General features: G+C 61.1%; 12 protein-coding genes. 8 read left to right on the top strand and 4 right to left on the bottom strand.

Annotated elements, in window-relative coordinates; genetic code table 11:
- Positions 1 to 8: 8 nt before the first annotated feature.
- The gene (locus tag ACJRW5_RS12840) at positions 9 to 1,043 is read right to left on the bottom strand and encodes a hypothetical protein (protein WP_484570900.1); all 1,035 of its coding nucleotides are present in this window, start codon (positions 1,041 to 1,043) and stop codon (positions 9 to 11) included.
- Positions 1,044 to 1,113: 70 nt separating this feature from the next.
- Positions 1,114 to 2,319 carry an NAD(P)/FAD-dependent oxidoreductase gene (locus tag ACJRW5_RS12835; RefSeq protein ID WP_484570899.1) on the bottom strand — a complete coding sequence of 402 codons (1,206 nt, stop codon included), beginning with the start codon at positions 2,317 to 2,319 and terminating at the stop codon, positions 1,114 to 1,116.
- A 120-nt stretch (positions 2,320 to 2,439) separates the two neighbouring features.
- Between ACJRW5_RS12835 and pdxR the strand changes: the two genes are divergently transcribed.
- On the top strand, positions 2,440 to 3,945 hold the full coding sequence (pdxR, locus tag ACJRW5_RS12830) for a MocR-like pyridoxine biosynthesis transcription factor PdxR (RefSeq protein ID WP_484570898.1): 1,506 nt from the start codon (positions 2,440 to 2,442) through the stop codon (positions 3,943 to 3,945).
- Positions 3,946 to 3,976: 31 nt separating this feature from the next.
- On the opposite strand, the gene ACJRW5_RS12825 is transcribed toward pdxR, so the two are convergent.
- Both ACJRW5_RS12825 and ACJRW5_RS12820 read right to left on the bottom strand, forming a co-directional pair.
- Positions 3,977 to 5,230 (bottom strand): OprD family porin, encoded by a 1,254-nt coding sequence (locus ACJRW5_RS12825; RefSeq protein ID WP_484570897.1) that lies wholly within the window; start codon positions 5,228 to 5,230, stop codon positions 3,977 to 3,979.
- Between the two features lie 305 nt (positions 5,231 to 5,535).
- Positions 5,536 to 7,461, bottom strand: coding sequence for a sigma 54-interacting transcriptional regulator (locus ACJRW5_RS12820; RefSeq protein ID WP_484570896.1), 1,926 nt, complete (start codon positions 7,459 to 7,461; stop codon positions 5,536 to 5,538).
- Between the two features lie 222 nt (positions 7,462 to 7,683).
- On the opposite strand from ACJRW5_RS12820, the gene ACJRW5_RS12815 reads away from it, so the two are divergent.
- The 7 genes from ACJRW5_RS12815 to ACJRW5_RS12785 are packed head-to-tail and all read left to right on the top strand — an operon-like array spanning position 7,684 to position 13,504.
- Positions 7,684 to 8,166, top strand: a complete 483-nt coding sequence (locus ACJRW5_RS12815; protein ID WP_484570895.1) for an MSMEG_0572/Sll0783 family nitrogen starvation response protein — start codon at positions 7,684 to 7,686, stop codon at positions 8,164 to 8,166.
- A gap of 51 nt (positions 8,167 to 8,217) precedes the next feature.
- Positions 8,218 to 9,198: a Nit6803 family nitrilase gene (locus tag ACJRW5_RS12810; RefSeq protein WP_484570894.1), complete on the top strand. Its 981-nt coding sequence runs from the start codon at positions 8,218 to 8,220 to the stop codon at positions 9,196 to 9,198.
- Complete coding sequence (locus ACJRW5_RS12805) at positions 9,185 to 10,285, top strand: MSMEG_0568 family radical SAM protein (protein ID WP_484570893.1); 1,101 nt, start codon at positions 9,185 to 9,187, stop codon at positions 10,283 to 10,285. The genes ACJRW5_RS12810 and ACJRW5_RS12805 overlap by 14 nt, the downstream gene beginning before the upstream one ends.
- 12 nt (positions 10,286 to 10,297) lie before the next feature.
- Positions 10,298 to 10,858: an MSMEG_0567/Sll0786 family nitrogen starvation N-acetyltransferase gene (locus tag ACJRW5_RS12800; RefSeq protein WP_484570892.1), complete on the top strand. Its 561-nt coding sequence runs from the start codon at positions 10,298 to 10,300 to the stop codon at positions 10,856 to 10,858.
- Entirely contained in the window at positions 10,851 to 11,873 is a 1,023-nt protein-coding gene (locus tag ACJRW5_RS12795) for a sll0787 family AIR synthase-like protein (RefSeq protein ID WP_484570891.1), read from the top strand. The genes ACJRW5_RS12800 and ACJRW5_RS12795 overlap by 8 nt, the downstream gene beginning before the upstream one ends.
- Position 11,874: 1 nt before the next feature.
- Positions 11,875 to 12,192, top strand: coding sequence for an MSMEG_0570 family nitrogen starvation response protein (locus tag ACJRW5_RS12790; RefSeq protein WP_484570890.1), 318 nt, complete (start codon positions 11,875 to 11,877; stop codon positions 12,190 to 12,192).
- Between the two features lie 40 nt (positions 12,193 to 12,232).
- Complete coding sequence (locus ACJRW5_RS12785; protein WP_484570889.1) at positions 12,233 to 13,504, top strand: MSMEG_0569 family flavin-dependent oxidoreductase; 1,272 nt, start codon at positions 12,233 to 12,235, stop codon at positions 13,502 to 13,504.
- The last annotated feature ends 234 nt before the right edge of the window (positions 13,505 to 13,738 follow it).

Genomic DNA, 13,738 nt, shown 5'->3' with positions numbered 1-13,738 from the left:
CACGCCGCTCAAGTCAGCCGCAGCCCAGTCATGCCGAGAATGATGGCCAGCGACACCAGGGCCGATACGGCTGCGATGCTCCACCAGACCGTGTTGGCGGCCTTCTCAGAAGCGCCGTGAGCACGCATCACGATGCGCAGCCCCGATCCCAGGTGGGCGAGGACGAAGAACACGCCAAGCGCGTAGTGCGGTAGCAGGCGAATGCTCCAGGGATCCATGATCAGGCCAGTTGGTGCGCCAGTGGCGAATGCCCAATCCGTTTCGATACCCGCCCACAGACGTGCAAAGACAAAGACTGCGTTCAGGTGCCCGAGAATGAACACCGCGAGAAATACGCCGGACGCGAGTTGGAACAGACGATAGAGATCGCCGGGAGCCGCGCTCCATTGCCAGACCAGGCGCAGCCCGGTGGTAACCTGAAACAGCAGGGCCACGACCAGCAGCGGTTCGATCAGCGCAGAGCGGTAGACGGTGCGCCCCCAGTCCATGACTTCTGCGTGCAGCTCAGGACCGAGCAGGCCGAACAGGTGGTTGAACAGGTGGAAGGCCACGAAGACCGTAACCAGCAGCCCCGACACACCATGGGCTACACGCAAAGCCGGACTGGTACGGACGGTACGCGGAGCGGCCCCCGTGCCAGGGCGGAAGGCGGCAAGCAACGCCAGTGCCAGCCAGGCGGGTGTCCATATCCAGCCATCGCTGACAGGGCTGCCGAGCATGTAAAGATTCACGCCGACGAAGCAGTACAGCGTCGGGGCGGCTACGAGTAGCAGGCCGAGGCGCCGGGTACGGGTGTCGAGCGTGCTGGTTCCGTTTGCCTTGCAAGCGAAAAAGAAACCCAGCGCAGGGACGATGAAAACGCTCAGCAGGAGTAGCGCGGCCGCCAGATCGATAACGCCGCTGCGAGCCACCAGCAGATGAAATCCATCGAGCAGATAGGGATAGAACGCAGCGATCGTGGGTGCCAACCACAGGGGCCAGCGGTTGACACTGGGCGATGCCCAAGCATCTGGCGTGCTGTCGGGGGTATAAGAGTCGGTCATGAACGGCTCCGAATAGTGTCGTTAGGCCGGTCTTGGGCGATGTCGCCCAAGACCGGTTGTAGTTGTTGGGTCAGGCGACTACCGGGATCAGCGGGTCAGCGGCAGCCAGCGCGATCTCGCGATTGGCCTGCGGCGGATAGATCCACTGGGTGTTGATCTGGGTCTTGAGCTCCTTTCCTTCCTTGCCGGTCAGCACCACCTTGCGTTCCCAGCCTTCGGTAAACACGGCGCCCCAGGCCCCCAGGTCCAGGCAGGTCACGTATTTGGGCTGGCTGTAGGGAATCGGCTCGACTCCGAGCAAATCCGCAGCGGCGTTGTTGCCTGAGGAACGGCCCAGTGCAATGGCGTGCTGACAGGTCATCAGGGCATGATTGCCCAAGTCGTCCACGGCTGCGTATGCCGTATCGCCAGTGGCATAGATGGCACTCTGGCCCAGCACCTTGAGGTTGCGGTCGACATGCAGACGCCCGTTGGCATCACGCTCGCCATCGATCTGTTGCGTCAGTGGCGAGGCTTTGACCCCGACGGTCCAGACGACTGTGCTGGCGTCTATTCGCTCGCCGTTGTCGAGCTGTACACCATGCTCGTCAACCATCGACACCGGGCTGCCCAGCTTCCAGCTCACGCCCAGGGTATCGCTGGCTTCGGCGATGACCGAGGCGATCTGCTCGCCCATGACGCTGCCGACGTGCGTGCCCATGTCGACGATGATTACGCGGACATCGGCCTCATTACCCAGAATGGCGCGCAGCCGTGCGGGCATCTCGGTGGCAGTCTCGATACCGGTAAAGCCGCCGCCGACCACCACCACCGTATTGCGTGCCTGGCTGGATGGACGCTGACTCAGGCTTTGCAGATGGGTTTCGAGCTTCTGTGCCGATTCCAGGCTGTCCACATCGAAAGCAAAACGGTCGATGCCTGCCAGCGGTGGACGAGCAACTTGGCTACCGGAAGCCAGAATCAGGCGGTCATAGCTCAACTGAGCCTGCTCCCCCGATGCGGCGCGATAGAAAACGCTCTGGTTTTGCGCATCGATGCGAGTCGCGCAGCCCTGTACGAACTGCACGCCAACGGCATCGAACAGCGGGCCCAGCGGGGCAACGGTGCTGGCCAGATCGGTTTCGTAAAAGCGTGGACGAACGCGCAGTTCGGCTTGCGGAGCGAGGAGGGTGACGGTGACATCCAGGCGCTGGTGTTGATCCAGCAGGCGAATGGCGCTGAGCGCGCTCCACATGCCGCCGAAGCCTGCGCCGATGATCAGAATTTGTTGTTTCATATCGTGAGCTCCCGTAGAGAAGAACGTCGTTGGCTGACTACGGAAGTGATTTTGCGGCTGGCTTGGATCATAGTATTGATCCAATATCTTCGTACTTTATTGGTCCACTTTGGAGCTGCCATGCCGACCGGAAAAACACCTCCCGAGGTCGTGTTTCTGCCTCTGGGAACACCTGATGAGGGTGTCAGCCTGCAGAGCTGGTTATACGAGTCGCTGCGCAGTGCGATTCTGCTCGGGCGCCTACCCGCCGGCAGCAAACTGCCCAGCACGCGTTTCATGGCCGATTACTACAAGCTGGCTCGCGGCACGGTGCAGGTTGCCTATCAGCAGTTGCTTTCCGAGGGCTACCTGCAAGCACGCACGGGGAGCGGCACGCGGGTCAGCGAAGTGCTGCCAGACCCTACGCTCAATGCCGGCTATGTCCGGCGCAAGGTCGTCGCCGCGACAGAAGAGATGCGCACGGCACCCGATACGCCCTGGGTGAACCGACTGAGTCAGCTGGAGCCCATATTTGCCCGGCGCACCTTGCCTACAGGTGCGAGGCCGTTCTTTCCGCACCGTGGCGACATTCAGGCATTTCCGATCGACCTCTGGCGCAAGTTGCACACTCAGCAACTGCGCAGTTCGCGTCTGTCCATGTTGCTCGACTCCGACCCCGCCGGGCTGCCGGAGCTTCGTGAAGCCATCGCCGGTTACCTGTCCATCGCCCGCGGTGTGCAGGTGTCACCCGAGCGTGTACTGGTGCTCAATAGCGTCCAGCAGGGGCTGGATATCTGTCTGCGCTTGCTGGTGCCCGGCGATGCTCAGGTGTGGATGGAAGATCCGGGTTACCCCGGTGCTCGTCAGTTGATGGAAATCTCCGGTGTGAACCGTGTGGATGTGCCGGTGGACAGCGCCGGAATCAAGGTCGAGGAAGCCATACGCCTCGCGCCCAATGCCAGGCTGGCCTATGTCACGCCATCACGTCAGGCGCCTCTTGGCGGTGAGTTGTCGCCGGCAAGACGACTGGCCCTGCTGAAATGGGCGCAGCAGCAGGGGAGTTACATCTTCGAGGATGATTACGACAGTGAATATCGCTTCGTCGCCAAACCCATCCCGGCCCTGCGTTCGATGCCGGGGGCAGAGCAGTCGGTAATCCTCGCCGGCACTTTCAGCAAGCTGCTGTTCCCCTCGATTCGCCTGGCCTATCTGGTCGTGCCGGAGCATCTGAGCCTGAGCTTCGTCCGCGCAGCCACATTGATGGCTCGACACAGCAATACCCTGGCGCAGGCGGTGCTGGCCGACTTTATCAACGAGGGACATTTTGATCGCCATGTCAGGCGTATGCGCAAGATTTACGCGTCGCGCGCCGAGGCCTTCGCCGAGGCCGCGCACAAGCACTGGCAAGGACTGATCGAGGTGCCGGAAATTCGTGCGGGAATGGACATTGCCTGCCGTCTGCAGGTCGAGGATGAGGTGCACGCCTGCAAGCGCTTGCACGACGCCGGCATAGGCGTCATACCCTTGTCGCGCTACTGGGTCAGCCACGCCCGGCCAGCGGGGCTGGTGATGGGGTTCGCACCCTATGAGGAAAAGGCGATAGAGGAATCGGCCAAGTTGCTCGCATCGGTGCTGCGAGAGCAGTGAACTGCCCCGGCCGCAGCCGGGGCAGGCTGCATCAGAGGATGCTCAGCGGGTATTCGACGAAAGCACGAATCTCGTTGAGGTCCGGACCCACATCGGTGCTGGAACGATAGATCGAGTTACGCAGACGCATCGACAGATCCTTGGCTGCACCGCTCTGGATGGTGTAGCTGACCTGGTTGAAGATCTCGCGCTCGGTACCCTTGTTGTCGGTACCGGTGTCGATATTGTCGCCACGAACATAGGCGAACTTGTAACGCAGGCCCGGCACGCCGTAATCGGCGAAGTCCAGCTCGTAACTGGCCTGCCAGGAACGTTCGTCCTTCAGGTTGAAGTCCGAGTAGTACGAGTTGGCCAGGTAGATGCTGCTGCCGCCGTCACCATAGTCATAGGCGAAACCGGCATCGCCAGTGTTGCGCTGATGCGCCAGGATGAAGGCATGTGCGCCAACACTGTACTTGGCCGCCAGACTCCAGATGGTGTTGCGATCACCTTCGCCGTCGCCACCGAAATCCAGCGCCGCGTCGGAGCCGGTGTCGTACTTGGTGCGATAGATGTTGAAGTCGAAGTTCAACGCCTGATCGGCCGCCAGCGCCAGGTTGTAATTGACGTTGGCGTAGTAGCGCTTGTAGACGTCCTCGAGGTCGGAGTGATAAAGCGCCACGCTCAGGTCGTCACTGACGCTGTAGCTACCGCCGAGCACATCGATGCTCTTCAGGCGATTGGGGTCGCGCGCGGCATCGCCCATCGGGCTGTCAGCGGTGAAGCGACCGGCATTGAGCTCCAGGCCCTCGATTTCGTTGCTGGTAACCAGCGTGCCAGTGAAGGACTGTGGCAGCAGGCGGCTGTCGTCATGGGCCAGGACCGGCAGGGACGGGAACTGGTTGCCGTACTTGATCACCGTGTTGGAAATGCGCAGTTTGACGGCACCTCCTGCCTGCGACAGATCGTCCAGAGGGCGGCCGTCGCTATCAGTGTCGAAGAACGCGCTGTAGTTGCGGCCACGGCCGCTATCGAGCTTGATGCCCAGCAGGCCGAAGGCATCGACGCCAAAACCGACCGTACCTTGAGTGAAGCCCGACTCGAAGGTGGCGATGAAGCCCTGACCCCAGGTCTTGGCGTCATTGGTGCGGTCCTTGTAATCGCGATTGAAGTAGCTGTTGCGCAGCAACAGATTGAGACTGGCGTCTTCGACGAATCCGTTGGCTTGCGACTGGCTGCTGGCATGCGCCAACGGCCCGCCAAGCGCGAGGCCGCAGGCCAGCGCGAGACAGTGCTTCTTGTTCATGGGGGCTCCCGGTGTTGGTGTGCTGTTCTTAACGGGCGTCACATCGAGGTAAAGCCCGGCCTAGACGGCGCGCTTAGAGTTACCAGCATGCTGGCACATAGACTATTTAAGCTGATCGATGATCACTATCAATGACTTCGATGGGCCATGACATGGGCACGACTAGTAGGCTTCGCCGCGATGAAGATTCCGAGGGCGAGGGGATTTGATCCAACTGCAAATACCCTCGCTCTGGCTCCGCTTCATCTCTTTTGGTTAAGAAAACTTATGGCCGCACCGGGCAACCTGTGCGGTCTTTTTTTGCTTCAGTCCTGCAGGCGGGAAAGCCCCAGTTTCTTCAGCCGCGATGCCAGAGTCGTTGGTTTGATGCCAAGCAGTTCCGCTGCGCCGCCAGGCCCAAACAACCTGCCTGCCGCTGCCGCAAGCGCCGCGCGTAGATTATTCATTTCCAACTCACGCATCTGCTGCTCGGTTAGCACGCCAGCGCAGCCTTGAGCGACGTTCTCCAGGCTGCTCGTGTCGCTGGGCATGGCCGGAGGGCTGGGCAAATCAACGCGCAGTTCCGGGCCATTAGAAGTGATCAAGGCGCGTTCGATAACGTTCTGCAATTCGCGAATGTTGCCGGGCCAGGCATAGTTTTGCAGGCGGTTGATATCGCCATTGCTCAGGCGCCGGCCGGGGAGGTTGAGACGTTGGCCAATCTGCTCGATGAAATGGCTGGCCAGCAAGGGCACGTCTTCACGACGTTCACGCAGTGCAGGTGACTGCAGCGGGAATACATTGAGGCGGAAATAGAGGTCTTCGCGAAAACGTTTGGCTTCTACCTCGGCGCGCAGGTCGCGGTTGGTCGCCGCGATGATGCGCACATCGACGCGCCGCGTACGCTCCTCGCCAACCCGTTCGAACTGACCCTCCTGCAACACGCGTAGCAGTTTGCTCTGCAACTCCAACGGAATTTCGCCGACCTCGTCGAGAAACAGCGTACCGCCGTCGGCCAGCTCGAAGCGGCCGACACGATCGCGCAGGGCGCCGGTGAAGGCGCCGCGGACATGACCGAAGAATTCGCTCTCGAACAGATCAGCCGGTATCGCCGCGCAGTTGACCCGAATCAGCGGATGCTCGGCGCGCCGGCTCGATTGGTGGATGGCTCTGGCAATCAGCTCCTTGCCGGTGCCGGACTCGCCGTTGATCAGCACACTGGCATCGGTGGGGCCGACCACGTCTATCTGCCGCACGATCTTCAGAATGGGTTCGCTCTGGCCGACGATCTCGCGATAGCTGTGCTCGATGCGAATTTCTTCCTGAAGGTAAGCATTCTGCTGCTCCAGGCGCTGCTTGAGCTCCTTCAGTTCCTCCAGCGCATCGTGCAGACGCCGCTGGGTGCTCATGCGCTCGGTGATATCGCGAAACACCACAACCGAACCTACGATACGACCGTCGGCGATCACCGGGGTACTGGTGAACTCCACCGGGAACATACTGCCGTCTCGGCGCCAGAACACTTCCTGCCGGCCTTCATGCACCAGTCCGTCGTGTACTGCCTTGTAGATCGGGCAGTCTTCTACCGGGTAGTGGCTGCCGTCTGCATGGCTGTGATGGTGAATGCGGTGGATGTTCTTGCCGATCATCTCGTCCGGCTCCCAGCCGAGCATGCGGGCGGCTGCTGGGTTGACGTAGGTGGCCAGCCCCTCGCTATCGATGCTGTAGATGCCGTCGCCGACAGCGCTGAGCAACAGGTGGTTGTCGCGCTCGGTTTCCTGGAACAGGTTGAGAATGTTGCGCCACTCGAGCAGGCCGCCACGCATGGTGCGCTCGGTTTGCGCCTGGTCAAGCAGGTAGCGCTGCTCGTTGCGCTCACGCAGCACCAGAATCAGGTAGTGCACACCCTTCAGTAGCAGGGTGGTGGCGGAGATCTCCAGCATGATTCGCTCGCCATCCTTGTACGTGCAACTGAACTCGTCGCTCCAGCCCTTGCCGCTCTCCAGCAATGCCTGGGTGAATACGATCAGTTCCGGCAACTGATGGCCGAACAGACGGGTGACCGTCATGTTCAGCAACTCGTGACGGGCATAGCCGAACAGCCTGCTGGCCGCGATGTTCATGTCGACGAATCGATTGGCCACCGGGTCGAACTGCACGATGGCCTCGCTGCAGTGCTCGAACACCATGTGCCGTGACGAGTAGGCCATGTCGGCCCACCCCGCGAGATAGTCTGGCTCGCTGGGATTCATGCTACGAAACCTCGTGATCAGCTCTACGAACTTTCGTTTTTATACGAGACTTCGTAGTCGATGAACAGGCGCAGATAGATCTCAAAAAAGCGAATCAGATGGCTAACTCATTGATTAAAAATATAAAAAATAAACTCTCTGAAAACTTGGCACAGCCTTCGCTCTAGTCCTCGCAAGCACGGTGACTTCCACCGTGAAGATAAGCAGAAGAGGAGAGCACTCATGCCGAGCGTCGATATCGCCCAATACAAGGACGGCGACTTCCTGGTCAATTACGAAGAGAAAGTCTTCGAGGACGTTAAGGCGGAACCGGGCGAAAAGGCCCTCATCACCTTCCACACCATTGCCTTCGAGGGTTCCATCGGTCTGGTCAATATGCTGCAGGCCAAGCGTCTGCTGCGCAAAGGTTTCGAGACCAAGGTGCTGCTCTACGGACCGGGCGTGCAACTGGGTGTACAGCGTGGCTTCCCGACCCTGGGTAGCGAAGCGTTCCCGGGGCACCTGGCGGTCAACAACCAAATCAAGGCTTTCATCGAAGAGGGCGGTGAGGTCTACGCCTGCCGATTCGCCCTGCAGGCCCTGTACGGACAGACCGAGAAAGCGCTGATCGAGGGCATTCGTGCGATCAATCCGCTGGACGTGATGGACCTGCGCCTGCTGATGCGTCGTGAAGGCGCGATGATCATCGATACCTGGACTGCCTGATCCCTCTTGCCCCTCCGCCTGGAGGGGCTTCGTTCGAAAAAGGAACCCGACATGGCCATCGTTCGCGCAGCTGCCGTGCAGCTCTCGCCCGTGCTTTACAGTCGCGAGAGGACCGTGGAAAAAATCGTCCAGACCATCCTGCGACTTGGTCGCGAAGGTGTGCAATTCGCCGTTTTCCCTGAAACGGTGGTGCCTTACTACCCCTATTTCTCCTTCGTGCAGCCACCGTTCATGATGGGCAAGGAACACCTGCGTCTGCTCGATGAGTCGGTGCAGGTGCCATCTGCGACCACTGCCGCCATCGGTGAAGCCTGCCGCGAGGCTGGGATGGTGGTATCGCTCGGTATCAACGAGCGCGATGGCGGCACGATCTACAACGCTCAGTTGCTATTCGACGCAGATGGCCGCTTGATTCAGCATCGTCGCAAGATCACGCCGACCTACCATGAGCGCATGGTCTGGGGGCAGGGCGATGGCTCCGGTTTGCGTGCGGTGGATAGTCAGGTCGGCCGCATCGGCTCGCTGGCCTGCTGGGAACACTACAACCCGCTGGCACGCTATGCGTTGATGGCCGACGGCGAACAGATCCACGCCGCGATGTTCCCCGGTTCACTGGTGGGCGACATCTTCGCCGAGCAAATCGAGGTCACCATCCGCCACCACGCGTTGGAATCCGGGTGCTTCGTGGTCAACGCCACCGCATGGCTGGAGCCTGAGCAACAGCAGCGCATCATGGCCGATACCGGTTGTGCGTTGGGACCGATCTCAGGAGGTTGCTTCACCGCCATCGTCAGCCCCGAAGGCAAGTTGCTGGGCGAGCCGCTGCGCAGTGGTGAAGGGGAGGTGATTGCAGACCTGGACCTGGCGCTGATCGACAAACGTAAACGCATGATGGATTCGGTCGGACACTACAGCCGGCCGGAGCTACTCAGCCTGCTCATCGACCGCACCCCCGCGGCGCATGTGCATGAACGCGTCGGCGCCGCTAGCGACCGACGTGGCGTGGAGGAGGTCGAAGATGCCTGCCTCTGAACGTATCGCCGCGCTCGACCTGCTTAGCGAGTTGCAGTGTCACGGCGTGCGCTGGCAAGACGACAGCCCCGGCCTGTCGCGCAAGGGTGGCGCCGGCCCTTCGGATCACAAGGCGCTATCGCTGGACGGCCATACCGCCATGGTGCCGATGCTCAACCAGGCATCGATGGATTCACCCTATGTGGTGCGGCCGCAAGGTGCGGGCGAACTTGCGCTGATCTACCGCGACGGTGAGCAGGTCGGGCAAGTGCATGTTCCGGGTGTGCCGAACTTTTATTCGCGAAGCACGGCCGAGGGGATTCCCTACTGGAAGATCGCCACCCTGCACAGCCATGACGTGCTGGCCACCACGCTCCTGCAGCACTGCATCCGCATGAACGACGCAGCCACGGCCTGTCAGTTCTGTGCCATCGGCCAGTCCCTGGCCAGCGGCAAGACCATAGCGCGCAAGCGCCCGGCCCAACTCGCCGAAGTGGCCAAGGCCGCTGTAGAGCTCGACGGCGTCAAACACATGGTGATGACCACCGGCACACCGCAGACGTCCGATCGGGGCGCGGCGATTCTCTGCGAGTCGGCTGCAGCGGTCACCGCCGCCGTCGACCTGCCGATTCAGGCGCAATGCGAGCCGCCCGATGATGACGCCTGGTTTCGCCGGCTACACGACAGCGGCGTGGTATCGCTGGGCATGCACCTGGAAGCGGTTACCGAGACCGTGCGCCAGCACATCATGCCGGGCAAGGCGCAGGTGCCGCTGGAGCGTTATTTCTCGGCGTTCGCCGCCGCCGTCGAGGTTTTCGGCCGTGGTCAGGTCAGTACCTACATCCTGGCGGGGTTGGGCGATAGCGAAGAGGCCATCACCGACATGGCCGAGCGGCTGGCTGCACTCGGTGTGTACCCCTTTGTCGTGCCATTCGTACCCATCGATGGCACCCCGCTGGCGCAGCATCCGAAGCCTGACAACGCCTTCATGCAGCGCCTCTACCCACGCATTGGTGCCAGCCTGCGACGGCACCAGCTGCACTCCGAACAGAACAAGGCTGGTTGCGCCAAGTGCGGAGCCTGTTCAGCCCTGAAACGCCATGAGTAGGGGAGAACAATCATGTCCGTACATGCCTTTGCCCTGAACGACGATACCTTCCGCGATTTTCTCGCTGGCGATCTGCTGGTCAAGCCGGCCACCGAGCGCTGGGAGCGGGAAGCGTATTACCGGCTGCGCCGGGCAGTCTTCGCCGAGGAACAGGGATTGTTCGCTCAGGATCGCGATGCCCACGACTTCCAGGCGCTGCCGATCGTTGCCGTCGCCTACAACTGCGGCGTGGCTGATCGAGTCATCGGCGCCGTGCGCATCTATGAACAGGAAAAAGGGCTTTGGTACGGCGGTCGACTGTGCGTTGAGCCTGAGTACCGCCGCCACCGGATGATCGGCAAGGCGCTGGTCAACGAGGCCGTCTCTCGCGCCATCGACCTGGGCTGCCGCAGGTTCCTGGCCACCGTACAACAGACCAATGAAGCCTACTTCCAGGGCTTGCACTGGGACAGTCTGCAACACATAACGCTGCTCGAGCGTCCACATGTGCTGATGCAGGCGCAACTGCAGCATTACCCCTTCATGCCACGCGAGGTCTCGCTGTTGCCCGTCAAGGAGCCGCGCCATGGCTGATGCATTGCGCAGGGCAGGCTCCAGCGAATTGGGCGAGTTGCTGGCCGCATTGCATGAAACGCCGGCGATGCGCGCCAAACAGGCCATTCAGCGGCCAGCCCACAGCTTTACCGGCCAGGTGCGAGAGGGCGACGCGCGATACGCGCTGCCGGGCGACGATACTGCAGCCATTCGTTGCGGCGATCATTACCAGTTACTGGCTATCGAGGGCATGCTGCCAGCGTTCGTCGAGTCCGCTCCCTGGTTCGCTGGCTGGTCAGCCGTCATGGCCAATGTCAGCGATATCGCAGCCATGGGCGGGCGGCCAAGTGCGGTGGTCAATGCCTACTGGCATCACGACGAGCGCAAGGCCGACGCGTTATTGCGCGGCATTCATGACGCCTGCCAGGCCTACGGCCTGCTTTGGGCGGGCGGACACACCCATCACAGTGCAGATGCGCATGCCGGCCTGGCAGTGGCCATCACGGGGATTGCCCACCGTTTGCTGTCCACCCTGCATGTCGCCCCCGGCCAGGTGCTGGCGATGGTCGTCGACCTGGATGGTCAGTGGCATCCCGGCGTGCCGTACTGGAAGGCTTTCGAACAGCGCTCGCCCGAGCGGCTACGCAGCCAGCTCGATGTGCTGCCGCGTCTTGCCGAAAGCGGCCTGCTGGCCGCCGCCAAGGACATCAGCAATGCCGGCTTGTTGGGCACCTTGTTGATGTTGCTCGAACCAACTGGCTGCGGGGCCACGCTGGAACTCGATGCGCTGCCGCGTCCGCCTGATGGGGAGCTGCTGCGCTGGCTGCAGGCATTCCCCAGCTTTGGCTTCCTCATGACGCTTGCCGAAGACGCCTGGAGCGATGTGCAAATCGCCTTTGCCATGGAGGGGCTGACGTGCGCCAGGGTTGGCCGCATCGACTCCAGCGCCTGCCTGAAAGTGGAGCAGGGGAGTGAGGCGCTGACGTTCTGGGACCTGGCCGAGACTCCATTCACCGGGTTCACCCAATCAATCACTACACACGAGGGGCGCTGAAATGCCTGCCGTCAACTTCAAGCTGCGCTGGCCGGATGGCCAGGAAATGTCCGGTTACTCACCCTCGACGGTGATCTACGAGCACCTCAATGCCGGTACCAGTTATGCCCTGGAGGACTTCCTCCTGCGCGCCGAGAACGCCCTGAACACAGCTTCGGAGCGGGTCAGGGCGGTGAAGGGCTTCTACTGCAGCTCGGCCATGGACACGCTGAGTGCCCTGCGTTACCACGCGCGCCGTTACGACGGTGGCAACGTGCAGATTCTCGACATGCAAACGGCCCATGCAGGACAGGTAAACAGCGGCTGGAGCTCGTTCTAGCAACGCCATTCATCACTACAAGTCGCCAAAGGAGCGCCACATGCCAGGCCATCTCAAATCCGTTCAAGTGCCTCATCATCAGGTCATCATCGTGGGTGGCGGGCAGGCCGGGTTGTCTGCCAGCTACTACCTGCAACAGCAGGGCATCGATCACCTGCTGCTGGAAAAGCACAGCCTTACTCACAGCTGGCGCACCCAGCGCTGGGATGCCTTTTGCCTGGTCACTCCCAACTGGCAGTGTGCGCTGCCGGGCTATCCCTATGCAGGGAACGACCCACACGGCTTCATGAAGCGTGAAGAAATCATCGACTACCTCGACGGTTTCATCCGCAGAGTGAATGCGCCTGTACGTGAGGGCGTTGCCGTGCAACGTGTCAGCCCGCGTCCGCAAGGGGGCTACGCAGTACAGACCAGCGCCGGCGATTTCACTGCCGATCAGGTCATCGTTGCATCTGGTGGATACCACTCACCGATCATCCCGCGGCTGGCCGAGCGCCTGCCCAAGGGCATTACCCAGCTGCACTCCGAGCAGTATCGAAACCCGCAAGCGCTGCCCGCTGGCAACGTGCTGGTCGTGGGCTCAGGGCAATCAGGTGCTCAAATCGCCGAAGACCTTCACCTGGCAGGCCGCAAGGTCTATCTGGCGGTTGGCGACGCACCACGCTGCGCACGCTTTTACCGGGGCCGAGATGTGGTCGATTGGCTGGCGGACATGGGCTATTACGACATCGGTGTCGATCAGCACCCGCTGCGTGAAGGCGTGCGCGACAACACCAATCACTATGTCACCGGCCGCGATGGAGGCCGCGATATAGACCTGCGCAAATTTGCCAGCGAAGGCATGCAGCTGTTTGGGCTGCTGCAGGATCTCGAAGGTGAAACGCTGCACTTCAGCGGTGATCTGGCAGCCAAGCTGGATGCGGCGGATGCGGTTTACAACCGGATCAACGCGACTATCGATGGCTACATAGCAGAGCAGGGCATAGACGCACCTGCTGGTGAAGCGTATGAACCTGTGTGGCATCCGCAGCAGGTAAGCACGCAACTGAATCTGCATGAAGCAGGCATTACCACGATCATCTGGTGCATCGGTTTCAGCCCGGATTTTTCCTGGGTAGACGCCGGCGTCTTCAATGGCCGTGGCCATCCGGTACACAGCCGTGGCGTGACCTCGGTTCCGGGCCTTTATTTCCTTGGCCTGCCTTGGCTCTACACCTGGGGCTCAGGGCGTTTTTCCGGGATCGCCCGGGATGCCGAGTATCTGGTCGAGCGTATTGCCAGGAAGAGAACGAGTAAGGTCGCTGGCGAGTAATCACAACGGCAATACAGGCGCCGCTCAATGCGCCTGGGTAGCGATGACTTTACTCACATGAGCTAGCCGAGTGATATCCAGCAACAATGCTGACTGCTCGTGACGAAGCCTGTGTACGCAGAGACCGGGATATCCCGGTCTCTGTGCGCTTAGCAAAGCGAGGTTGAATAGCCCAAAGCACTGAAGCACTGAACGCGTAGAGAGCTCCCTGGGTAGTTCACTTCAGATACGCAT

It is taken from the genome of Pseudomonas pichavaramensis, from assembly GCF_050473265.1.
GTDB lineage: Bacteria > Pseudomonadota > Gammaproteobacteria > Pseudomonadales > Pseudomonadaceae > Aquipseudomonas.
This window is presented reverse-complemented; position numbering and strand designations above follow the sequence as displayed.